This is a genomic window from Eubacterium multiforme, assembly GCF_030813415.1.
Classification (GTDB): domain Bacteria; phylum Bacillota; class Clostridia; order Clostridiales; family Clostridiaceae; genus Clostridium; species Clostridium multiforme.
The window spans coordinates 15681-37468 of sequence record NZ_JAUSUF010000018.1 but is presented as its reverse complement, the minus strand read 5'-3'; the positions used below and the strand labels follow the sequence as shown (position 1 = coordinate 37468).

Here is a 21788-nt window from a genome sequence, read left to right as displayed (position 1 = left end):
TAAAATGGTGACTCCTAGGGGAATCGAACCCCTGTTACCACCGTGAAAGGGTGGTGTCTTAACCGCTTGACCAAGGAGCCATATTAAGTTAAAAACTTTTCGTGAACCGCTGATTTGTTTTAGAGGCGGTAATCACATAGACTATATTACATAAAATCATTTTAAGTGTCAACACTTTTTATAATAAATTTTAAATTTTTTTTATTTTTACCCTTTAATATTGCATTATATTACATATTATTATTCTGCATAACCTGTTGATACCCCTCATTTACACAAGTTTTTATCATTATTTTAATACTTAAATAAAAGATTTTTTATTTTTTGTATATTTTTTTATTTTATATCCTTCTTTCTTAGAAAAATCAAAGCTTTAGCTTTATTATACTACTATCTTTACCATATAAAACTTATTAATACCTATGATTAATTTTTATTAATAATATAAAATCTCACAAACTAAAAATTTTTAAAATATCCTATACAAAAAAAATTTCTACATCTATATATAAAATTTTTTCTTCAAATATATATTTAAAATTCATTTCTTTAATGAAAATTATTACTGTGGTAGAATCTATATTAAAGTATATTTTAAGGAGAAGATTTTAAATATGATATATCACGATTTAATAATAGTTGGTGGTGGTGCTTCAGGTCTAATGGCTGCAATTTTAGCCAAAGATTTTGGAATTGATGTTGCTATAATTGAAGGAACAGATAGAGTTGGTAAAAAAATTCTTACTACAGGTAATGGAAGATGTAATATTTCTAATTCATCAATTTCTTATCCATTTAAAAATTATCATAGTTCAAATAAGGATTTCTTTATTAATGCACTAAATAGTTTTTCAATAGAAGATACAAGAAATTTCTTTTTATCAATAGGTCTGCCAATAGTAGAACTTGAAAATAACAAACTTTATCCACAATCCCTTCAAGCTTCATCAGTTGTGGATATATTTAGACTTGCTTTAGAGGATAGAGAAATACCTTTATACACAAATTGCAAAGTAAAAACTATCCACAAAAATAAAAATTTCAAATTATCCACAAGTAATGATGAATTTAAAACCTTTAGCTGTGCAAAACTTCTTCTTTGTTGTGGAGGAAAATCTGCAATTAAAACAGGCTCTGATGGATCTGGCTTTAAATTAGCTGAAGATTTAGGTCACTCTATTACTAAAACAATGCCTGGAATAGTACAATTAAAGCTAGATTACCCTAGACTAAAAGGACTTTCTGGAATTAAATTTGAAGGAAAAGTCTCCCTAGTAGTTAATGAAAAAATTATTAGAGAAGAAGCTGGGGAAATTTTATTCACAGACTATGGAATATCAGGTCCACCTATACTTCAAATTTCATCCACAGCTTCTAGACATTTAAAAAATAATGATGATGTGTGGATAAAATTAGATATGATGAATGATAAATCACTAGATGATGTTAGTAATTTTATTTATGGACATTTATCAATGTTTTCCCATAGAAGTATTTCTGATGCCTTAATAGGAATTATAAACAAGAAACTTATACCTATTCTTCTTAAGGATATTGGTATTTTTGATATACATATTCCATGTTATGAACTTGATTGGAAATATCAAAATGAACTAATAAATAGATTAAAAAATTGGGAATTTAAATGTATCGGAACTAAAGAGTTTTCAAATGCCCAAGTAACAGTTGGAGGGGTTAATACTAAAGAAGTTTCAACGAACTCATTGGAATCTAATATTGTTAAAAACCTATATTTTGCTGGTGAAATTTTAGATGTTGATGGCGATTGTGGCGGATTTAACCTTCAATGGGCTTGGAGTTCTGCATTTTTTGCTATAAATTCTATACTTAAAAACAAAAATTAGCTAAAAAAATTAAAAAGCAAAATACTAAACATTAAAGAGTAATACAATTTAACTATACTCTCAGTTTACTATTTTGCTTTTTTTATAAGTATTCTATATTTTCAAACTATATCCTTATAGCTACTTAAAATTATAGCTATGTTTTAGTAGATGTTAATTTTAGATAGCCCTTTAGACTTACTTAATTTCACATAGAGCTTTTATTATTTATTAAAAACCAAGAATTTCTTCTATAAATTCCATAAATAAATTTAATCTTCTGCCTTTGTCCAATGAGCTTCTAACAATGTTAACTCTTCTCCATCTTTATTTGTAATCCTATGAAGGGTAATTAACTTATCTCCCTCTTTTTTAACTTCTGCTGATACATGAATCTTATTTCCATAAGTAGTTTCCTTCTCAAAAACAACCTTCATTCTGCTTACTTGATAGTCCTTAACAACTTCTAATGGAACTGACTCCACAGCCCATTCAATATACTTAGCGTTGTTAACATGCGTATTTGAATCTATATCACTATATCGTATTTGGAATTCCTTATAATAATCTTCTCTAGTAGGTTTCTCTATCTTTTCCATATCTATAGCTTTATCTAGATCATCTTCTTGATCATACATATCATAATATTCCTTAAATATTCTTGCAGGTCTTCTCTTTTCTATGTTTATTAAGAAAAATAAAGCTGTTGCTTCTGCAAGTAATTCTCCCTCTTCACTCTTCACTATGTAGTTTCTGTAAGCATAGAACTTTTTAAATCCTGCTGGCATTGTTGTTACATATACCTTTTGTCTATACTTTGGATATTTATACATTTTTATATCATATTTATAAAATACCCAAGTACAACCATGAGCTATTTGAAAATCTATTGAATCTCCCATTTTTTCAGCATGAATATTTCCAATATCACAAAAAAAGTCCACAATTGACTCTAACTTACATCTTAACTTATAATCTGAATCACGGTACATAACCTCATATGGCTTTGTATATTCTTTAATATATTCTTTAGTCATTTACTACTCACCTCAAATTTTCTATATTATAATCCTATATTAATCTATATAAACTTTCTATGGTATATTTTTATATTAAGTTTATTTTTACAAAATATTAATTATATAAAAATAAAACTATAACAATATTCTTTAAATATATAAACAAATAACATATACTTACATATATTATTTTTAAAATATTTATTTCTAAAACTATGTAATTAGCCAAAAATAACCTCTTAATTATTTACTTTAATGAATATATATTCATAATTTTTTACTGTATTTTTCATGAATTTTTCAAAATAACTCTATAAAATAACATATATATTTACCTTTATTATATAAAAAAGGCAGATAGCATTAAATTAATCTATCTGCCTTAAATAACTTTGGTTATATTACATTTCTTCTTTATTATTTAATGCTACTATTAGAGCATCTAAATTTAATCCATGAACAGCAGCTGCCTCTTCTAACGTTTCAGCTTGAGCTGATGGACATCCAACACATCCCATTCCAAAAGCCATTAAAACTTCTGCTCTACTTGGATCCTTATGGATTATTTCACCTATTGTCATATCCTTAGTTATCATTTACTTCACCTCTTTAATAATTTTATGTACATAATTATCATCTATAAAAAGATTATATTTTATACAATTATTAAAGTCAAGCTTTCTAGTCGGAATTAAATTTCTTTAACTCTCATAGTTTGGTCTCTCTTTGGACCAACTGAAACTATTGATACATTTGTATCTGTGAATTCTTCAATTCTTTCTATATATTTCTTTGCGTTTTCAGGAAGTTCATCATAGCTTCTTGCATCAGCTACACTATCATCCCATCCTTCAAATTCTTCATATACAGGTTCACATTTAGCAAGGTCTTCTAAACTTGCTGGGAAGTAATCTATAACTTCTCCATTAAACTTATATCCAACACATACTTTAATCTTATCAAGACCAGCTAAAGTATCTATTTTAGTTACTGCAAGTGAAGTTAATCCACTTACTCTTACAGCTGTTTTAAGAATTACTAAATCAAGCCATCCACATCTTCTTGATCTACCAGTTGTAACTCCATATTCATGACCTTTTTCTCTTATCCAAACGCCAGTTTCATCATTTAATTCAGTTGGGAATGGTCCTTTACCTACTCTAGTTGTATAAGCCTTTGCTATACCAACAGCATTAGTTATCATTCTAGGTCCAATTCCTGATCCACTAGCTACTCCACCAGCAGTTGTGTTTGATGATGTTACATATGGATAAGTTCCATAATCAATATCAAGAAGCATTCCTTGAGCACCTTCAAATAATACATTCTTATCTGCTTTTATTGAATCATAAATTTTTACTGAAGTATCTTTAACAAATGGTCTCATTCTCTTTCCAAGTTCAAGATATTCTTTAAGAATTTCATCTGCATTTAAAGGTTCTCCACCTAAAACTTTTGTTATGTATAAATTCTTAGCTTCTACATTTTCTCTTAATTTTTCTTCAAATACATCTTCGTGCATAAGATCGCAAACTCTTATACCACATCTTTCATATTTATCTGTATAACAAGGTCCAATTCCTTTTCCTGTTGTTCCTATGTCATTCTTTCCTCTTGCTTTTTCTTTTAATTTATCTAATACTTTATGATATGGCATTATTAATTGTGCTCTATCACTTATTAATAACTTCTCTGGTGTTACTTTAACTCCAACGCCTTCTAAGTATTCTATTTCTTCAAATAATGCCTTTGGATCTACTACTACTCCGTTACCAATAACATTTGTCTTATCATCATATAGTATTCCTGAAGGTATTAAGTGAAGCTTATATTGCTTATCTCCTACTTCTACAGTGTGACCTGCATTATTTCCTCCTTGGAATCTAACAACAACATCTGCGTCCTCTGCAAGATAATCTGTCATCTTTCCCTTTCCTTCGTCTCCCCATTGAGCTCCTATTACTATAAATGCTGACATATTGTTTGCCTCCTTTAGACTATTCATCTAAGTCTTTCTTAATTTTATGGAGTTATTTATATATTTCTATTATCTACATTAATTCAAAAAATTAATATAAATATTTTTGGATTTTATAATCTCCAATAATTATAGTATCAAACCATAAATTATAAATCAACACATTATCGAATATTTTTCTTCATATTTAACAAATAATTCGTATATATTGACTTTTATTGCGAAATGCAAAAAAATCTTAGAGCTGTGGTCTCTAAGATTTTTTTCCTTAATTTTAATAATTAAGAGGAGTTTTTAGTTAATGTTTTGTGTGTGTTTGTGTGTATCCAGTTTCATAACCAATTCAATTATCTTACGCTTTCTAATTGATATTGATTATCACTACCTTTAGTATATAGAATCCTTTTATTTTTGTCAACAATTAATTTAAAAATTTTTTAAATTATTTTTTTACATGCTTTTTGATTTAGCTGCACACTTATCTAATGCTTCTATTACTGCATCTCTAAAGCCCTTCTTTTCAAGTTCACAAACTGCTTCTATAGTTGTTCCTCCTGGTGAACATACCATATCTTTTAACACTCCTGGATGCTCTCCTGTTTCAAGAACCATCTTAGCTGAACCAAGTACACTTTGTGCTGCCATCTTATAAGCTTTATTTCTTGGTATTCCAAGTTTTACAGCACCATCTGCCATAGCTTCTATAAACATAAATACATAAGCTGGTGATGATCCACATAGTGCTATAAATCCATGAAAGTCTTTTTCATCTAATATTTCATATTTTCCAAATGCCTCAAACATACTACAAACATAATTTAATTCTTCTTCTGTTACATTATCATTTGGACATATTGCAGACATTCCCTCTCCTACTAATGCTGGGGTATTTGGCATAGTCTTAACTATTTTAAAATTATTACCTATCATATTATGTAAATCACTTAAATCTATACCTGCTGCTATACTTATAATTATTTGATCTTCCCTTAAAGCTGTCTTAACTTCCTCTATAACATCTTTATACATATATGGTTTAACTGCTAATATTATTACATCAGCTTCCCTTGCAACATCTATATTCTTTAATACACCCTTTACTCCATATTTATCTTCTAATCTTTTCTTTGATTCACTACTTCTAGTTGATACTATAATATCTTTTGCATTTGCAAAATTTTTATTTATTAAGCCTCCAAGCATTGAACTTCCCATATTTCCGCATCCTATAAATCCTATTTTTTTATTCATAAGAAACCTCCTAGTTTTAATTATTATATAAATAGAAACTCACCCATCTAAAGGTGAGTTTCTTATTTTTAAATTTTAATATTACTCTTGATGTATTGTATCTAAATTACCAAATTTACTGAATTGACCAAGCCATGCAAGTTTAACTGTTCCAACTGGACCATTTCTTTGCTTAGCTATAATGCATTCACCAACATTCTTTTCCTCTGTTTCCTTGTTATAGTACTCATCTCTATATAAGAACATAACAAGGTCAGCATCCTGCTCAATTGAACCTGATTCTCTAAGGTCAGATAGCATTGGTCTATGGTCTGCTCTTTGCTCTGGAGCACGAGATAACTGTGAAAGAGCAATGACTGGACATTCCATTTCCTTTGCTAATGCCTTTATTGATCTTGAAATTTCTGATACCTCTTGTTGTCTACTCTCTGATGAAGAACCTGACATAAGTTGAAGATAGTCAATCATTATTAAATCTATACCATATTCTATCTTAAGTCTTCTACATTTTGATCTCATTTCCATTACTGATACACCAGCAGTATCATCTATATATATTTTAGCTTTTGATAATGGACCTGTAGCCCTTGCGATATTCTCCCAGTCCTTATCATCTAAAGCACCAGTTCTAAGTTTTAACATATCAACATTTGCTTCAGAACATAATAGCTTATATGCCAATTGTTCTTTAGACATTTCTAGTGAAAATACAACAACACTTTTACCTTCTCTAAGAGCTGCATGTTCTGCAATATTTAGGGCAAAAGTTGTTTTACCCATTGAAGGTCTTGCTGCAATAAGAACCATATCACCCTTTTGGAATCCTGATGTCTTTGCATCTAAATCTAAGAATCCAGAACTTACTCCAGTTATTTCACCTTTATTATTAAATAATCTTTCTATTTCTATAAATCCTCTTTCAAGAACTTGATTTAAAGGTTCAAAATCACTTGTAGTTCTCTTCTCTGCTATATCAAATATTCTTTTTTCTGCTGAATCTAATACATTTTCAACTTCACCTTGCTTATTGTAGCTTTCCTCAATAATTGAAGTTGATGCTTTAATAAGTTTTCTAAGAGTTGATTTTTCTTGAACTATTTGTATATATGAACCAAGGTTCGCTGTTGTTGGTACAGAGGATGTTATTTCTGTTACATATGTTACACCACCAGCTCTTTCAAGAGTATCATTTGCTTTTAGATTTTCTAGTACAGTAACTAAGTCAACAGCCATATCTCTCTTAAACATTTCAATTATGCTCTTAAATAATACCTTATGACTATCTCTGTAAAAATCTTCTTCATCTAATCCTTCAGCAGCCTGTGCTATTGCACTTCTATCTATAATCATAGAACCTATTACAGATTGCTCTGCTTCTATACTTTGTGGCAATGTTCTATTAACAGTTGTTTCCATTTAATTACCTCCTTCCAAACTTTATACTCTCATATTATATCAAATTATTATATTAAAAAAAGTTAAAAATTATTATATTAAAAAAGTTAAATGTGTAAATTAGTCTTTTTATGATTTTTATGGAAATTTAAAGAGGATGCTTAAATTAATTAAACACCCTCTAAATATTTTAAAAAACTAAATTCATTACATCTTCAATAGTTTTTACAGGTTTAACTTCTATATCTGTTAGTCCTTGTGGAACTTCATTTTTATTATCTTCTGGAACAATTACAAGTTTAATTCCTTTTCTTCTTGCACCATAAATTTTTTCAAATATTCCACCTACAGGTTTAACATTTCCTCTTAGTGATATTTCCCCGGTAATAGCAACATCTTGTCTTAACGGCTTTTCTAATAATGCACTTATTATACAAACAGTTATTGCTGCACCTGCTGAAGGTCCATCAATTTTCCCTCCACCAATAACATTAACATGTATGTCATAATCTTTTATATCTTTATCAGTAATTTTTCTTATTACTGAGGCTGCATTATATACTGAATCCTTTGCCATGCTTCCAGCAGTTTCATTAAATCTAACTGTTCCTGCACCTTTTTTCTTTGCTGGAAAAGCTGCTGCTTCAATTTCTATTGTAGATCCAATAAACCCACTAACTCCTAAACCATTTATATGACCAACTTCATAATCAGGACCATCAGTAACTCTTTCAAATTGAACATATCTTCCAATTGAAACTACCTCTTCAACATCCTTTAAAGTTATCTTAAGTTTCTTTGGTTTACTCTTTCTCTTATATAGAGCATATCCATATGCATCAGTAAGAATATTTACAGCTTTTCTACCTTCTATAGTAAATCTACTTATATATTCTGGAACTTCCTTTTCAAGGGAAACGCCAAGTTTTTTTGCAGCATTTTTTACTATATTTTCAATATCCTTAACTCCAAGTGGCTCAAAGAAAACTTCAGTACATCTTGATCTAAGAGCAGGATTTATTTCACCTGGTTCTCTTGTTGTTGCTCCAATTAAAACAAAATCTGCTGGAGCTCCTTTTTCAAATAAATACTTTATATATTTAGGAGTTTTATCGTCATCTGGATCATAATATGATGATGAGAATTCAACTCTCTTATCCTCTAGAACCTTTAAAAGTTTATTTTGAAGTATATTATCTAATTCTCCAATTTCATCTATAAATAGAACTCCACCATGTGCCTCAGTAACTAAACCTGGCTTTGGTTCTGGAACTCCTATATCTGCTAAATCTCTTTTACTTCCTTGATATATAGGATCATGAACTGAACCTAATAAAGGATTTGTAATTTCTCTTGGATCCCATCTTAAAGTTGTACCATCAACTTCAACAAACTTAGAATTATCATCAAATGGTGTAAAGTCTAAATCCTTAGCAGCCTTTAATGCTATTCTAGCAGCTGTAGTTTTACCAACTCCTGGTGGTCCATAAAGAATTATATGTTGAGGATATGGAGATGATAACTTTGAAATTAATGATTTTATAGCTCTTTCTTGACCAACTATCTCATCTAAAGTTTCTGGTCTTAAAAAGCTCATTATATTTTTACTTGTTACTCTTGAATCTAACTCCTTAAGTTCCTCATATTTTTTCTTTGTCTTTTGGTTTTCACTACCTTTTTCCTTTTTTATAATGGATAGTCTCATTTCATCAATATATTTTTCTTGCTTTTCCATTATAGCTTTTTCTACTTTAGCTTCTATTTGACTTTGAACATACTTTTTAGCTATTTCTTCCGAAATCCAAACTACAGCATCTTCAAGAACTTCATCTATTTTTTCTTCTGGTGGAACTACTTCTATTCCTGCCCCATCTGAAGCTATCATATCAAGTGCATAAGCCCTTTCTGCAACATTTTTTGAAGTTACATACTTATTTAATTTAAATCTTATAGTTCTAGCTCTTATTGCACCGTCATCTAATACGTTTTTTAATATATCAAAGAGAACATTTATCTTAGATTCTTGAGATAAATCTCCTGTTAAAACATCCTTTAGGAAATTAACTTCCTCTTGTAATTTCAAATCATTTCCTCCTTATGCTTGTGGAACAATAATAACCTTCATCTTTGTTGAAACTTCAGGATATAATTTAACTTCTATCTCATATCCACCTGCTACTTTTATTGTTTCCATTACAATTTTCTTTTTATCTATATCTATTTTATAAGCTTCTTTTATCTTTTTTGCAACATCTTTACTTGTAATAGCTCCAAATAATTTTCCATTATCTCCAGCCTTACCTACTATTTTTATTTCTTTTCCTTTTAATTCACTAGCTAATTTTTGCGCTGCTTCTAATTCAGCTAACTTTTGCTTTCTTTCATTTTCTTTTTGGTTGTTTAAAATGTGTAAATTGTTATCTGTAGCTTCTTTTGCTACACCCTTTGGAAATAAGAAATTTCTTGCATATCCATCTGATGCATTTATAACATCACCTTTTTTTCCTAACTTTTTAACGTCCTTTAATAAAATTACTTTCATTATTAGTCACCCACCCTTAAATATTTTTTCATTGCATCCTTTAAGTCAATTAAGACTTCATCTATTGATTTATTTGATACCTTAGCTCCTGCCATGTTCATATGTCCTCCTCCACCTAAAGCTTCTAGTACAACTTGAACATTAATATCTCCAATGGATCTTGCACTTATATAAGTGTCCCCATCAATATTAGCTAATACAAAACTTGCTAAGATACCTGAGATATTTAACAAATCATCAGCTGATTTTGCAATCATAACAGTATCTCTTACGCTACTTGGACATGTTGCTATTGCAACTTTATTTGTAATCTTTGCTGATTTAATTATATCAGCAATTTGTATAAAATCTGTTAAGTTATCAGTAAACATCTTTTTAACTTCTGTAGTTTCAGCACCTATATTCTTTAAGAAAGATGCTGCATCAAAGGTTCTAACACCTGTTTTAAAGGAAAATCCCTTTGTATCCATATAAATACCTGCAAGTAGACCTTCAGCTTCTAACTTTGTAAGACTTGGCTTATCATTCATATATTGTATTATTTCTGTTATCATCTCACAGGTTGATGATGCATATACTTCTATATAATTTAATAAAGTATCCTCTATTATATCAGCACTTCTTCTATGATGGTCTATTATTACCTTTCTTTTTGCACTTTCAACAATTTTTAAGTTATTAACATAATTTTTGTTGTGTACATCTACAATAACTAAAAGAGAATCATCATCAATTTCTTTCATTGCTTCCTCTGATGTTTCAAATAGATTAGCATATTTTGAATCACTTTTCAATTCTCTTAAATAATATTCTATTGCACCTATATCATTATCTAATATAATACTACAAGGTTTACCTAATTGTCTTATTGCACTTGAAAACCCAACTGCTGCTCCAAAACAATCCATATCAGGATTTTTGTGACCAATTATAAATACCTTATTACTCTCATATATAAGTTCTTTTAGAGCATGTGAAACAACTCTTGCCCTTACTCTAGTTCTCTTTTCTAACTCTTTTGTATTTCCTCCAAATATCTTAACTCCATCACTACTTTTAACAACTGCTTGGTCTCCACCTCTACCTAAGGCAAGTTCCTTTCCAACAACTGCATAATTATGATTTTCTAAAGGTGATATTCCCCCTCTACCTACCCCGATACTTAAGGTTATATCTAATTTATTTCCTTTATTTATTTTCGATATGTTATCTAATATTTTAAAGTTATTATTTATTTCTTCATCTATATATTTATCTTGAACAGATACAACATACATATTTCTCTGATACTTTTTTATCATGGCTTCTAAGCCATATGCATAAGAATTTATCTGTCTATCTATTTCTGCAATTACTAAAGGTTTATCTGCTTCATCTGCAGTATCTAAAGCTTCAGTAAAATTATCTACTTCTATAAGCATTATACTTTCTTTTGTAGTATCTAGTCCTATAAATTCACTTATGTCATTAAAATATACTAAAAATAAGTCTTCATTATCTCTAGGCATTTTTGTACTATATACATCATATAGTCTTCCATTTAGTTTTAATCTTTGATGTAAGTCATATTCTGCCTTTATTATATTATTTAAATTAAGATCTCTTGCAATACTTAGTATATTTTCTCCTATAAAGTTTTTACTAGGTTTTAACTCGTTGAATATATCATTATGCCATTTTATATTGCCCTTTTCATTTATTAATACAATAGGTAGTAATGTACTAGCTACATTTTTTTCTATGGCTTTATTTATATTCTTTGTAAATTGGTCTGCATCATCTTCTCTTTTCCAGTAATTATTTAATTCATAAAAATTATCTATAAAATATATTACTGCAAGTAATAAACCAATTTGCTTATATCCTAATAAAAAGAATATTACAGAAGATAAAATAAGCACCATTGGCTTTATGAGTTTCTGTAGTAATTTCGTAAATTTCATAAAACTCCTCCTACTTAAATTTATTGTTCTCTTCTGTCTGAAATATATTCCTTAAGCTTACTTAAGCTCTTTCCTTCCTTTTCAACTTCATCTTCGGCTCTTATGCCAATATCAAGCTTTTTTTTCATCTGATGATCTATTTCTGGTAATGAATAACCAAGCTTTTCACCTAATACATATAAAATAATTATTGCACCTGATATACATTCAACTATAGCTTCTTCTGCAACATTACTTCCTCTTGTTAATAAGGTATAAAAATCTCCAATTACTCTAAGTAATTGTGCCTTTAAACTTTCAATAATTTTAACATTTCCCATAATATTTAACCCTTGTTTTTTCATAAACCTCACCCCTTAAAAAAACCTTGTATGTATATTTTAGTTTTTTTCTATTACTAATGCAAGATGATGAAAGTTTTTTCAAAAAAATAAGAGAGTAAAATAGAATTTAATCCTATTTTACTCTCTTTATCATTACTACTCAGTTGTGAATGGTAATAATGCTATGTTTCTAGCTCTCTTAACTGATTCAGTTAATTGTCTTTGATGCTTAGCACATGTTCCTGAAATTCTTCTTGGAAGTATCTTTCCTCTTTCAGTAACGTACTTTCTTAGCTTAGCTACATCTTTGTAGTCTATTGATTCAGCCTTTTCAACACAAAAAGCACAAACTTTTCTCTTAGATCTTCTCATTCTTCCGCCAGATCTTCTGTTGTTTTCTCTCATCATTTTCCCTCCTTACCTTGAAAAACTAAAATGGCATGTCTCCGTCATCAACTGGAGTCATATCATCGTCAAAACCGCCAAATGAATCATTTGATGGTTTTGAATAATCAGAATTGTTGCCACCGAAATCATTATTAAATGATCCAGTATTGTTGTTACCTTTACCTCCACCTACGAATTCAAAGCTTTCAACTACTACATCAGTAGTGTATCTCTTTGAACCATCTTGTGCATCATAACTACCTGTTCTGATGTTACCAGTGATTGCAATTTGGCCACCTTTTGTAAGATATTGTGCTATTGTTTCAGCTGTTTTTCCAAAAGCTACGCAATTGATAAAATCAGCTTCATCTCTCTTGAATTGTCTTGTGACTGCAATTGAAAATCTAGTAACAGCGTTACCGCTTCCTGCTGCAAATCTTAATTCAGGATCTCTTGTAAGTCTACCTAAAAGTATAACTTTGTTCATTACAATATCACCTCTCTTACGCTTCTTTCTTTACTACGATGTGTCTTATAACACCGTCAGTGATTCTGAATATTCTTTCTAATTCTCTTGGTAATTCTGGGTTTGCTGTAAAGTCTACTAATGTGTAGTATCCTTCGTTAACTTTTGTGATTTCATAAGCAAGCTTTCTCTTACCCCAAAAATCAACGTTTTCTACAGTTCCTCCACCATTTTCTATTACACCTTTAAACTTTTCAATGTTAGCTTTAACAGCCTCTTCATCAAGTGATGGGTGTTGTATGAATATAGTTTCGTACTTTCTCATCATTTTCACCTCCTCCCCTCGGACTAACGGCTGTGCTTTGCACAGCAGGGATTACAATTTCTAATTTTAACATTTTAAATTTACTTTTTCAAGGATTTTTCTTAACTTTCTGCTTTTTTTACTATTTTTTTTGAACCTTTTTGAAATTTAGCCCTTGGTATCATAATAACTCTTCCACATCCTACGCATTTTATTTTTACATCTGCGCCAATTCTTGTTATTTCAAAATTTTTCTCTCCACAAGGATGTTGTTTTTTCATTTCAACTATATCCCCTAAATTAAAATTTTCTACCAATTAAATCTCACTCCTTTATTTATTATTTTTCATTATTATTTCTGTTTTATTATAAGGAATCTCTATTCCAGCACTATCTAATGCTTCCTTTATAGTTTTTCTAAGTTCTCTTTCCATTGACCATTGACACATTGGGGTACTAAATCCAACTGTTCTTACATTAAGTCCTGATGCACCAAGGGCAGTTACACCCCATACTTCTATTGGCTGAACTACTTCATCTTTGTGAGCCTCCTCAAAGGCTTTGCAAGTCCTATTTATAACTTCTAATGCATTATCTATATCTTCCTCATAGGCAATAGATACATCAACAATAAATCTTATATTGCTTCTTGAATGATTTGTAACTGCTTTAATTGTTCCATTTGGAATTGAATGTATGTCTCCATTAAAATCCTTAATTATTGTTGTTCTTATTCCAATACTGTCAATTATCCCCTCAAAAGTTCCTATTGTGACATAATCTCCTACTCCATATTGATCTTCAAATAATATAAAAAATCCATTTATAAGGTCCTGCACTAAACTTTGTGCTCCAAAACCTACTGCAAATCCTCCTATACTAGCAAAAGTTAATGAAATACCATTAAATAAATCTGATAATATTATAGCTATTCCTATAAAATATACAGAATATTTAAGTATACTATGCATTACACCTCCTATAGTTTTAGCTTTTTGAGGATTCATTGTTAACTTAGAATTTGGATTGTTAACTTGCCTATCAACAAATTTTTTAATAGCAATATTACCAATTTTTATTGCCAAAAACATTAAAATGATAACACTAACAACTTTAAGCCCCTTTTTTATTATAAAATCTATAGATTCAGCGGTTATTTTTATAGGTCCAAACTTAAGACCTTCTCCAACAGAAAATATATCAACTGCTAAATAATTCATGTATTATATACTCTCCCCTTTTTTAGTTAAATAATCTCCTTGTATTCAGAACCTTCTTTACAATATATATTTTTATATTCAAAACTTTCTTCTTTAATCTTGTTAATATCTTCTTCATTTTCAACTCTTATACAAATACCACAACTTTTGGTTATAGAAGTTGGAGTTGGCATAATCCTAAAATTATATTCTCTTTCTCCAAGAAATTTTTCTCCAGCCATAGCATCATGAGTATTTTTAAAAACTATTATATAATATTTCATAATCATTACTCCTATTCTCTAAAAATTTATCTTATATTCTATATTATATATAATTTATAGGTTTTATAAAGAAATATAATATTGTTTTTGGTCAAATTTAATGAATTGTATCTCAATTTGATTTATAATTAAATAATATAGATTTATATTATTTAAAGGAGAACATTATGGTACAATTTTTAAGAGCGCCAATTGTAGGTTTTTTAACTGGTGTTATTGCCTCAATTCCATTAGGTCCAGCTGGCTTAGAGTCTATAAATCGTTCTGTAAGTAAAGGTTTTTGGCATGGATTTAAAGTATCTATAGGTGCTGTTTTAGCTGATTATACCTACTTAACTATAATTAACTTAGGTTTATTACAAATATTAGAACAAAGTTATATATATAAAGGTATTTTTTGGATTATATCTGGTTTAGTATTATTTCTATTTGCTAAACATTCCAAAAACGGAAGTGATACTAAAACTTCAAAATTTCTAAATAATCCCAAAACAGGAGGTTTTGTATCTGGTTTTGTAATCACTTTAATTAATCCAGTAACATTCTCTTTTTGGCTAGCTTTTAGTGGCACTATTATGTCAATATGGAGATCAGATGGAACTGCATTTTTTTACACATCATTTTTATGTATGCTAATCGGAAGCCTATCTTGGCTAGCTATACTAAACTTATTTGCTTCAAAGGGATTAAAACTAATTAAAGGGGATGTTAACGCTGTTACATCAAAGTTATTAAATTTTGTTTTATACATTATTGCAATATGTTTTTTTATTTACGGACTATATGTATTAATTTGGTAAAGGGTGTTGAATTATGAAAGTATATTTAGATAACGCAAGCACAACTTTTCCTAAACCAAAAGTTGTTGCTGACTCAATTTATAATTATTTAGTAAATGTAGGTGGTAATGCAAATAGATCAAACCACTCAAATGCACTAGAAAGTAACAGGGAAATTTTTACAGCTCGTGAAAGAATAGCTAAATTTTTTAACTATGATAAAATTGAAAATGTAGTATTTACAAATAATATTACAGCATCACTAAACACACTTATAAAAGGAGTTTTAAGAAAAGGCGATCATGTTATAACTTCTTCTGTTGAGCATAATTCTGTTATAAGACCATTAATATGGTGCAAAGAAAACTTAAATGTGGAAATTGACTTTGTTAAGGCAAGTTCTGATGGATTTATAAATCCTAAAGATATAGAAAATTTTATAAAAAATAATACTAAGCTTGTTGTTATAACTCATGCTTCTAATGTAGTTGGAACTATTCAGCCTATTAAAGAAGTTGGTGAGATTTGCAAGAAGCATGGTATTTTTTTTATAGTTGATACTGCTCAATCTGCTGGAACTGTTCCAATAGATTTTAAAGAGATAAATGCTAGTGCATTAGCATTTACTGGACATAAAAGTCTGCTTGGACCTCAAGGTATTGGTGGTTTTATTATTGATGATGATTTAAATGAGATCTGTACTCCTCTTTTACAAGGAGGAACAGGAAGTCTTTCTCACGAAATACATCAGCCAACATTTATGCCTGATAAATTTGAAAGTGGAACATTAAATATTCCAGGAATTGTTGGTCTATCTAATGGTATAGAGTTTATAAATAAAGTTGGAATACATAACATAAAAGAAAAAAATTCTAACCTTTATAAAAGACTTTTAAATGGTTTATTAAATATTAAAAATTATGAAGTATATGGAGATACAACTGGAAACAATGCTACTACTTCTTTATCCTTTAATTTAAAGGGAGTAGATACATCAGAACTGTCATTTTATCTTGAAAGTTATGGTATAAGCAATCGTTCTGGACTACATTGTGCTCCAATGTGCCATGAAACTATAGGGACATTTCCCTCCGGTACTGTAAGACTTAGTATTTCTTATTTTAATACTGAGGAAGACATAGATTATGCATTATCAATATTAAAAAAAGCTAGTGAAGATTTATATTAAAATTTTGAATACTTTCCTCCTTATATGGAAATACTTTCTTCTATATAAGGAGGTTTTTTTATGAATAATTCTTTTTCAGTTTATGGAGTAGATATAAATTCATCTATTGAAATTGGAGAATATCTTTATGATATTTTAAAAAAAATAAATTATGATAGAGAAATTATTTTTTTATGTATTGGTTCTGATCGTTCAACTGGAGATGCTTTGGGCCCCTTAGTTGGTAATAATCTAAAATCATTTAAAAATAAAAGAATATATATTTATGGATCTTTATATAATCCTATACACTCCCAAAATCTTAATAACACCATAAATAAAATAAATAATAACTTTAATAATCCTTATATTGTTGCAATAGATGCATCTTTAGGTTCTTTAAAAAATGTTGGTAAAATATTTATACAAAATAAACCATTAAAACCAGGGTTAGCTCTTAATAAAGACTTACCACCTATAGGAGATTTAAGCATAACAGGTATAGTAAATATAACAACAAAAAATTTTGAATTTGTAGTTTTACAAAATACTAGATTATATTTAGTAAATTCATTAGCTCAAAATATTTCTAATGGAATATCTCATGCTATAAATAAATTAATTAGTAATACTAATATTTTAAAATCTATTGATATTTAAGTTTTATTTAAAATCTTAGTTTTAGAAGTTCTTAGAATATATGATTAATCTACTATTATTAATTTTAATATTTTTATCTATATTCTTTAATTCATAAATTTTATTTATAATAACAATACTTTAAATAAAAAAATCTCTTTTCTCAAATTTTTGAGAAAAGAGATTTTTTTATTACTTACTATTCATAGCTTCTTTTAAAACATGAGCTTCTTCTTCTGATAATTCGTATCTTGAAATTCCTTTATCAACTGGCTTTGCATAAGTTGTACTATCATGTCTTCCATATAATCCTGTTATTATTATTCCATCATTATGTCCATCTAACATTGCTATTGAAAAACTTAGGTCACTTCCAACATCCTCAAAAGCCTTATATCTCATTATTCCTACTTTTTGTACACAACCATTTATTTCAACCTTTAATTCATCACATGCTTTAGCTGCTGTATTGGCTGCATCTGCTGCTTTTTCTACTTCATCTAACTTACTATTAATTAATTCTTCTAAGTTTTTAGTTGTAGTTCCTCTCATCATTCTTCTATACTTGTTTTCTAGTTTGCTTACTGATCTCCATAAAGCAATAATTAAAATTAAAAGTAATAAAATTATTATTCCCATACCTATTACTATATAAGGTAAATAATTTCCTAAATTTGATATTAAATCTTCCACTGTTTTTCCGTCCTTCCTTTTATTAAAGATGTTTCACGTGAAACATGTTTCACGTGAAACATTAAATATTTATTAACTCTAAAATCCTATTCAAATCATCTTCTGAATAGTATTCTATTTCTATTTTTCCTTTTTTATTTTTTGAGTTTATATTTACCTTTGTTCCAAAATAATCTTGAAGTCTATTTTGAACATCTTTAACATAAGGATTAATCTCCTCATTTTTCTTCTTATTATCATTATCTTTTTCTTTAAATAATAATTTAATTAATCTTTCTAATTCTCTAACTGAAAGTTTTTCATCAATTATTTTTTGTGCAAAATCATATTGTAAATCCTTATCTTCCACTGCAAGCAATGCTCTTCCATGCCCTTCTGAAATTACACCTTCAATTAAATATTGTTGAACTCTTTCATCTAAATTAATTAATCTCATTGTATTGGTAATTGCAACTCTTGATTTACCTATTCTTTTACTTAACTCCTGTTGTGTTAAATTAAAATCATCAATTAATTTTCTATAAGCCAAAGCTTCTTCTATTGGATTTAAATCCTGTCTTTGTATGTTTTCAATTAAAGAAATTTCTAATATTTCTTTATCACTTAATTCCATAATAATAGCAGGTACTTCCTTTAAGCTGAGCATTTTTGCAGCTCTCCATCTTCTTTCTCCTGCTATAATAACATATTTATTTCCATCTTTTTTTAATATAAGAGGTTGAATAATTCCATGATTCTTAATTGATTCAGCAAGTTCTGCAATATTATCACTGTCAAAAAATTTTCTTGGTTGATCTGAATTATTTATAATACTATTTAAAGGAATTAATGTAGTTGATGGACTTTTTTCTTTAGTTTCAACTTCATCAGGAATCAACGCACCTAATCCTTTTCCTAATCCAAATTTTTTACTCATTTATTCTCACCTTTCATAACACCTTGTCTTTTTAAAAATTCTTCTGTTAATTTTGAATAAGCATTTGCTCCCTTACATTTATCATCATAAAGCATTATAGGTAATCCGAAACTAGGAGATTCTGCTAACCTAATATTTCTAGGAATTGTACTTTCATAAACACTATCTTTGAAAAATTTCTTTACTTCATTAAATACTTCATTACTAAGATTAGTTCTGTAATCATACATTGTCATAATTACACCCTCAATATCCAATTTAGGATTTAATGATTTTTTAACTAATTTAATAGTATTGATAAGTTGTCCAACTCCTTCTAATGCATAGAACTCACATTGAATAGGTATCAATACAGAATTACAAGTTGTTAGTGCATTTATTGTCAGCACCCCTAATGATGGTGGACAATCTATAAAAATAAAATCAAAATCATCTTTAACTTCACTTATCTTATCTAATAATATTCTTTCTCTATTATCTTTTCCTATAACCTCAACCTCAGCTCCAGCTAGTTCCATTGTTGATGGTGCTATATATAAGTTTGAAATAAGATCGCTATGTATAATAACCTCTTTTAAAGTTACATCTGAAGTTATAACATCATACATTGAAAATTCTAAGTTTCTTTTATCTAATCCTAAACCACTTGTAGTATTACCTTGAGGATCCATGTCTATTGTTAACACCTTATAACCTGCCATAGCAAGATAAGAAGCTAAATTAATGTTTGTGGTTGTTTTTCCAACCCCACCTTTTTGATTAAATATACAAATTATTTTCATATCTAGCCCTAAGTATTTCTAGAGCTTCGCACCCCCTCTCTCATAATAACATTATATATTTTTTTATATAATAATTAAAGATAAAACTTGCAAAACAATACATTCTTAATAGTTTTTTCAGCTTTTATTTATCAATATATTATATATCCTTTTAAAAATAAAAAAACCACCAAAAATTTATTATTTTTGGTGGAATATTTCTTATATTTACTTTTTCTTTTTAGGAATATTTACTGTGATTTGTATATAATCATCACAATCATTCATTTTATATTTAGCTGGTATATTAAACTTATCAAAAACTTGTTTAATTGTATTTACATAAAGTTTTGCTGGGAAAACTGATGTTATTTTTTTCTTAGTTTTGCCATTAAGTTCATTTCCAGCAACTTTCAATAATTCTTTGTTTATTAATTCTTCTGTTTGTCTTACATTTAAATTGTCTTTTATAATTTTCTTTATTATATTTAATTGCATCTTTTCATCTTGAACAGATAATAATGCCCTAGCATGTCTCTCTGTTAATTTATTACTTAAACAAAGTTCTCTAACCTTTTCACTAAGCTTTAAAATTCTAAGTTTATTTGCAATTGTTGATTGCTTCTTTCCCATTCTCTTAGCTATTTGTTCTTGAGTAAATCTATGATCATGAATTAAATTATAGTAAGCTTCAGCCTCTTCTATAAAATTTAAATCTTCTCTTTGTAAGTTTTCTAATAATGCAAGTTCTGCTGATTCTGTATCTGTAATATCTATTAAATTACATGGAACTTCTGTTAAACTTGCAAGCTTTGCAGCTCTAAGTCTTCTTTCTCCAGCTACTAATTCATAAAATTCTCCTATTTTTCTAACAGTAATTGGTTGAATTATACCATGTTCTTTTATAGATTGAGATAATTCCATTAAAGCATCTTCATTAAAATATCTTCTTGGTTGATATGTATTTGGTATTATCTCGTTAATATCAATTTTTAATATTTCATTATTCATATTGACACAACCCATCCCTTATAAATTTCCGATAATTTTGTATATATATTAAAATTCGTCACTTACCATTTTTTTCCTTCTTTTTTTATCTACTAAAATAAGTCATTTATCCTTATTATATGGTAATATATTACATTTTGTTTTGTTTATCCTATTTTATCGGCTTTTTCGCTACAGTTCCCGCTTTTCTTGGATATGTTTTAGGACATCCTTTTATCTTTTTAACAACAACTATGTTGTGATTTAAATCCGTATCCTCTATTAATGTTTTATCAACTCTTAAAAGACTTCCCCCTAAAACATCTAAAGCTCTTTTACTATTTTCTAATTCTTCTTCAATTGCAGGCCCTTTTAAAGCCACAAAATACCCTGATACTTTTACATAAGGCAGGCAAAATTCAGATAAAACTGCCATATTAGCAACAGCTCTTGAAGTAGCTACATCAAACTTTTCTCTAAGTTCTTTATTTCTTGCACCATCTTCTGCTCTTGAGTGTATAGTTGTAACATTTTTTAATCCTAAATCTCTAACAACTATATTCAAAAAGTTTATTCTTTTATTAAGTGAATCTAATAAAGTAACTTGAATATTATCTCTTAATATAGCTATAGGTAATCCTGGAAAACCAGCCCCTGTTCCTACATCAATAACAGTTTTAGCATTTTTAAGCTCATCGCTTTTAAATGCCTTTATACAATCTATAAAATGTTTTTTTATAAATTCTTCATCCTCTGTAATTGCAGTAAGATTAATTTTTTCATTCCATTCTTGAACTAATTTCATATACTTAATAAATTTATTATACATATCTTCATTAAATTCTATGTTAACCTCATCTGCCGCTGTTTTCATTAAATTGTAAAAGTCCATATTTGCCTCCTTTAT

24 protein-coding genes and 1 tRNA gene are annotated in these 21788 nt (G+C 28.5%); 4 read left to right on the top strand and 21 right to left on the bottom strand.

Features of this window, described 5'->3' with window-relative positions; all coding sequences use genetic code 11:
* Window positions 1–5: 5 nt before the first annotated feature.
* A tRNA-Glu gene (locus J2S18_RS15285) sits at window positions 6–80 on the bottom strand.
* 534 nt (window positions 81–614) lie between these two features.
* On the opposite strand from J2S18_RS15285, the gene J2S18_RS15280 reads away from it, so the two are divergent.
* The gene (locus tag J2S18_RS15280; protein WP_307488113.1) at window positions 615–1865 is read left to right on the top strand and encodes a BaiN/RdsA family NAD(P)/FAD-dependent oxidoreductase; all 1251 of its coding nucleotides are present in this window, start codon (window positions 615–617) and stop codon (window positions 1863–1865) included.
* Window positions 1866–2116: 251 nt separating this feature from the next.
* On the opposite strand, the gene J2S18_RS15275 is transcribed toward J2S18_RS15280, so the two are convergent.
* The 15 genes from J2S18_RS15275 to J2S18_RS15205 form a co-directional block, all read right to left on the bottom strand.
* The gene (locus tag J2S18_RS15275) at window positions 2117–2881 is read right to left on the bottom strand and encodes an acyl-[acyl-carrier-protein] thioesterase (RefSeq protein WP_307488111.1); all 765 of its coding nucleotides are present in this window, start codon (window positions 2879–2881) and stop codon (window positions 2117–2119) included.
* Between the two features lie 383 nt (window positions 2882–3264).
* Window positions 3265–3459, bottom strand: coding sequence for a DUF1858 domain-containing protein (locus tag J2S18_RS15270; protein WP_307488109.1), 195 nt, complete (start codon window positions 3457–3459; stop codon window positions 3265–3267).
* A gap of 95 nt (window positions 3460–3554) precedes the next feature.
* Window positions 3555–4841 (bottom strand): adenylosuccinate synthase, encoded by a 1287-nt coding sequence (locus J2S18_RS15265; RefSeq protein WP_307488108.1) that lies wholly within the window; start codon window positions 4839–4841, stop codon window positions 3555–3557.
* Between the two features lie 450 nt (window positions 4842–5291).
* Window positions 5292–6092, bottom strand: a complete 801-nt coding sequence (gene proC, locus J2S18_RS15260; protein ID WP_307488107.1) for a pyrroline-5-carboxylate reductase — start codon at window positions 6090–6092, stop codon at window positions 5292–5294.
* An 81-nt stretch (window positions 6093–6173) separates the two neighbouring features.
* A complete protein-coding gene (locus J2S18_RS15255) occupies window positions 6174–7508 on the bottom strand; it encodes a replicative DNA helicase (protein WP_307488105.1) in 1335 nt (444 codons plus the stop codon).
* A 169-nt stretch (window positions 7509–7677) separates the two neighbouring features.
* Complete coding sequence (gene lonC, locus J2S18_RS15250) at window positions 7678–9570, bottom strand: Lon family ATP-dependent protease (RefSeq protein WP_307488104.1); 1893 nt, start codon at window positions 9568–9570, stop codon at window positions 7678–7680.
* Window positions 9571–9582: 12 nt separating this feature from the next.
* Window positions 9583–10029: a 50S ribosomal protein L9 gene (gene rplI, locus J2S18_RS15245; RefSeq protein ID WP_307488103.1), complete on the bottom strand. Its 447-nt coding sequence runs from the start codon at window positions 10027–10029 to the stop codon at window positions 9583–9585.
* 2 nt (window positions 10030–10031) lie between these two features.
* Window positions 10032–11972 (bottom strand): DHH family phosphoesterase, encoded by a 1941-nt coding sequence (locus tag J2S18_RS15240; RefSeq protein WP_307488101.1) that lies wholly within the window; start codon window positions 11970–11972, stop codon window positions 10032–10034.
* Between the two features lie 20 nt (window positions 11973–11992).
* The gene (locus J2S18_RS15235; protein ID WP_307488099.1) at window positions 11993–12316 is read right to left on the bottom strand and encodes a MazG-like family protein; all 324 of its coding nucleotides are present in this window, start codon (window positions 12314–12316) and stop codon (window positions 11993–11995) included.
* A 135-nt stretch (window positions 12317–12451) separates the two neighbouring features.
* Window positions 12452–12703 carry a 30S ribosomal protein S18 gene (gene rpsR, locus J2S18_RS15230; RefSeq protein WP_307488098.1) on the bottom strand — a complete coding sequence of 84 codons (252 nt, stop codon included), beginning with the start codon at window positions 12701–12703 and terminating at the stop codon, window positions 12452–12454.
* A 22-nt stretch (window positions 12704–12725) separates the two neighbouring features.
* Window positions 12726–13169 (bottom strand): single-stranded DNA-binding protein, encoded by a 444-nt coding sequence (locus tag J2S18_RS15225; protein WP_209797724.1) that lies wholly within the window; start codon window positions 13167–13169, stop codon window positions 12726–12728.
* Window positions 13170–13185: 16 nt separating this feature from the next.
* Window positions 13186–13473: a 30S ribosomal protein S6 gene (gene rpsF / locus J2S18_RS15220; RefSeq protein ID WP_307488097.1), complete on the bottom strand. Its 288-nt coding sequence runs from the start codon at window positions 13471–13473 to the stop codon at window positions 13186–13188.
* Window positions 13474–13574: 101 nt separating this feature from the next.
* Window positions 13575–13769: a DUF951 domain-containing protein gene (locus J2S18_RS15215; RefSeq protein ID WP_307488096.1), complete on the bottom strand. Its 195-nt coding sequence runs from the start codon at window positions 13767–13769 to the stop codon at window positions 13575–13577.
* Between the two features lie 15 nt (window positions 13770–13784).
* Window positions 13785–14672 carry a mechanosensitive ion channel family protein gene (locus J2S18_RS15210; RefSeq protein ID WP_307488095.1) on the bottom strand — a complete coding sequence of 296 codons (888 nt, stop codon included), beginning with the start codon at window positions 14670–14672 and terminating at the stop codon, window positions 13785–13787.
* Window positions 14673–14698: 26 nt separating this feature from the next.
* Window positions 14699–14935: a putative Se/S carrier protein gene (locus tag J2S18_RS15205; RefSeq protein WP_307488093.1), complete on the bottom strand. Its 237-nt coding sequence runs from the start codon at window positions 14933–14935 to the stop codon at window positions 14699–14701.
* 167 nt (window positions 14936–15102) lie between these two features.
* Here J2S18_RS15205 and J2S18_RS15200 point away from each other — a divergent pair, with 167 nt between their 5' ends.
* From J2S18_RS15200 to yyaC, 3 genes are read left to right on the top strand one after another with little or no spacing between them, the layout of a single operon-like run.
* Window positions 15103–15735 (top strand): LysE family translocator, encoded by a 633-nt coding sequence (locus tag J2S18_RS15200; protein ID WP_307488091.1) that lies wholly within the window; start codon window positions 15103–15105, stop codon window positions 15733–15735.
* Between the two features lie 13 nt (window positions 15736–15748).
* Window positions 15749–16903 (top strand): aminotransferase class V-fold PLP-dependent enzyme, encoded by a 1155-nt coding sequence (locus tag J2S18_RS15195; protein WP_307488090.1) that lies wholly within the window; start codon window positions 15749–15751, stop codon window positions 16901–16903.
* 60 nt (window positions 16904–16963) lie between these two features.
* Window positions 16964–17542 (top strand): spore protease YyaC, encoded by a 579-nt coding sequence (yyaC, locus tag J2S18_RS15190; RefSeq protein WP_307488089.1) that lies wholly within the window; start codon window positions 16964–16966, stop codon window positions 17540–17542.
* Between the two features lie 171 nt (window positions 17543–17713).
* On the opposite strand, the gene J2S18_RS15185 is transcribed toward yyaC, so the two are convergent.
* The 5 genes from J2S18_RS15185 to rsmG all read right to left on the bottom strand — a co-directional run bounded on the left by J2S18_RS15185 (window position 17714) and on the right by rsmG (window position 21773).
* Window positions 17714–18214: a DUF4446 family protein gene (locus J2S18_RS15185; RefSeq protein WP_307488088.1), complete on the bottom strand. Its 501-nt coding sequence runs from the start codon at window positions 18212–18214 to the stop codon at window positions 17714–17716.
* A gap of 61 nt (window positions 18215–18275) precedes the next feature.
* On the bottom strand, window positions 18276–19130 hold the full coding sequence (locus J2S18_RS15180; RefSeq protein WP_307488087.1) for a ParB/RepB/Spo0J family partition protein: 855 nt from the start codon (window positions 19128–19130) through the stop codon (window positions 18276–18278).
* A complete protein-coding gene (locus tag J2S18_RS15175; protein WP_307488086.1) occupies window positions 19127–19912 on the bottom strand; it encodes a ParA family protein in 786 nt (261 codons plus the stop codon). The genes J2S18_RS15180 and J2S18_RS15175 overlap by 4 nt, the downstream gene beginning before the upstream one ends.
* A 207-nt stretch (window positions 19913–20119) precedes the next feature.
* Complete coding sequence (gene noc, locus J2S18_RS15170; RefSeq protein ID WP_307488085.1) at window positions 20120–20902, bottom strand: nucleoid occlusion protein; 783 nt, start codon at window positions 20900–20902, stop codon at window positions 20120–20122.
* Window positions 20903–21053: 151 nt separating this feature from the next.
* Entirely contained in the window at window positions 21054–21773 is a 720-nt protein-coding gene (gene rsmG, locus J2S18_RS15165) for a 16S rRNA (guanine(527)-N(7))-methyltransferase RsmG (protein WP_307488083.1), read from the bottom strand.
* Window positions 21774–21788: the final 15 nt, after the last annotated feature.

Excerpts from the sequence above, each read along its gene's own strand:
- J2S18_RS15280 (WP_307488113.1), top strand. The coding sequence starts at position 615 with ATGATATATCACGATTTAATAATAGTTGGTGGTGGTGCTTCAGGTCTA.
- J2S18_RS15275 (WP_307488111.1), bottom strand. The coding sequence starts at position 2,881 with ATGACTAAAGAATATATTAAAGAATATACAAAGCCATATGAGGTTATG.
- J2S18_RS15270 (WP_307488109.1), bottom strand. The coding sequence starts at position 3,459 with ATGATAACTAAGGATATGACAATAGGTGAAATAATCCATAAGGATCCA.
- J2S18_RS15265 (WP_307488108.1), bottom strand. The coding sequence starts at position 4,841 with ATGTCAGCATTTATAGTAATAGGAGCTCAATGGGGAGACGAAGGAAAG.
- proC (WP_307488107.1), bottom strand. The coding sequence starts at position 6,092 with ATGAATAAAAAAATAGGATTTATAGGATGCGGAAATATGGGAAGTTCA.
- J2S18_RS15255 (WP_307488105.1), bottom strand. The coding sequence starts at position 7,508 with ATGGAAACAACTGTTAATAGAACATTGCCACAAAGTATAGAAGCAGAG.
- rplI (WP_307488103.1), bottom strand. The coding sequence starts at position 10,029 with ATGAAAGTAATTTTATTAAAGGACGTTAAAAAGTTAGGAAAAAAAGGT.
- J2S18_RS15240 (WP_307488101.1), bottom strand. The coding sequence starts at position 11,972 with ATGAAATTTACGAAATTACTACAGAAACTCATAAAGCCAATGGTGCTT.
- J2S18_RS15235 (WP_307488099.1), bottom strand. The coding sequence starts at position 12,316 with ATGAAAAAACAAGGGTTAAATATTATGGGAAATGTTAAAATTATTGAA.
- rpsR (WP_307488098.1), bottom strand. The coding sequence starts at position 12,703 with ATGATGAGAGAAAACAACAGAAGATCTGGCGGAAGAATGAGAAGATCT.
- J2S18_RS15225 (WP_209797724.1), bottom strand. The coding sequence starts at position 13,169 with ATGAACAAAGTTATACTTTTAGGTAGACTTACAAGAGATCCTGAATTA.
- rpsF (WP_307488097.1), bottom strand. The coding sequence starts at position 13,473 with ATGAGAAAGTACGAAACTATATTCATACAACACCCATCACTTGATGAA.
- J2S18_RS15210 (WP_307488095.1), bottom strand. The coding sequence starts at position 14,672 with ATGAATTATTTAGCAGTTGATATATTTTCTGTTGGAGAAGGTCTTAAG.
- J2S18_RS15205 (WP_307488093.1), bottom strand. The coding sequence starts at position 14,935 with ATGAAATATTATATAATAGTTTTTAAAAATACTCATGATGCTATGGCT.
- J2S18_RS15200 (WP_307488091.1), top strand. The coding sequence starts at position 15,103 with ATGGTACAATTTTTAAGAGCGCCAATTGTAGGTTTTTTAACTGGTGTT.
- J2S18_RS15195 (WP_307488090.1), top strand. The coding sequence starts at position 15,749 with ATGAAAGTATATTTAGATAACGCAAGCACAACTTTTCCTAAACCAAAA.
- yyaC (WP_307488089.1), top strand. The coding sequence starts at position 16,964 with ATGAATAATTCTTTTTCAGTTTATGGAGTAGATATAAATTCATCTATT.
- J2S18_RS15180 (WP_307488087.1), bottom strand. The coding sequence starts at position 19,130 with ATGAGTAAAAAATTTGGATTAGGAAAAGGATTAGGTGCGTTGATTCCT.
- J2S18_RS15175 (WP_307488086.1), bottom strand. The coding sequence starts at position 19,912 with ATGAAAATAATTTGTATATTTAATCAAAAAGGTGGGGTTGGAAAAACA.
- noc (WP_307488085.1), bottom strand. The coding sequence starts at position 20,902 with ATGAATAATGAAATATTAAAAATTGATATTAACGAGATAATACCAAAT.
- rsmG (WP_307488083.1), bottom strand. The coding sequence starts at position 21,773 with ATGGACTTTTACAATTTAATGAAAACAGCGGCAGATGAGGTTAACATA.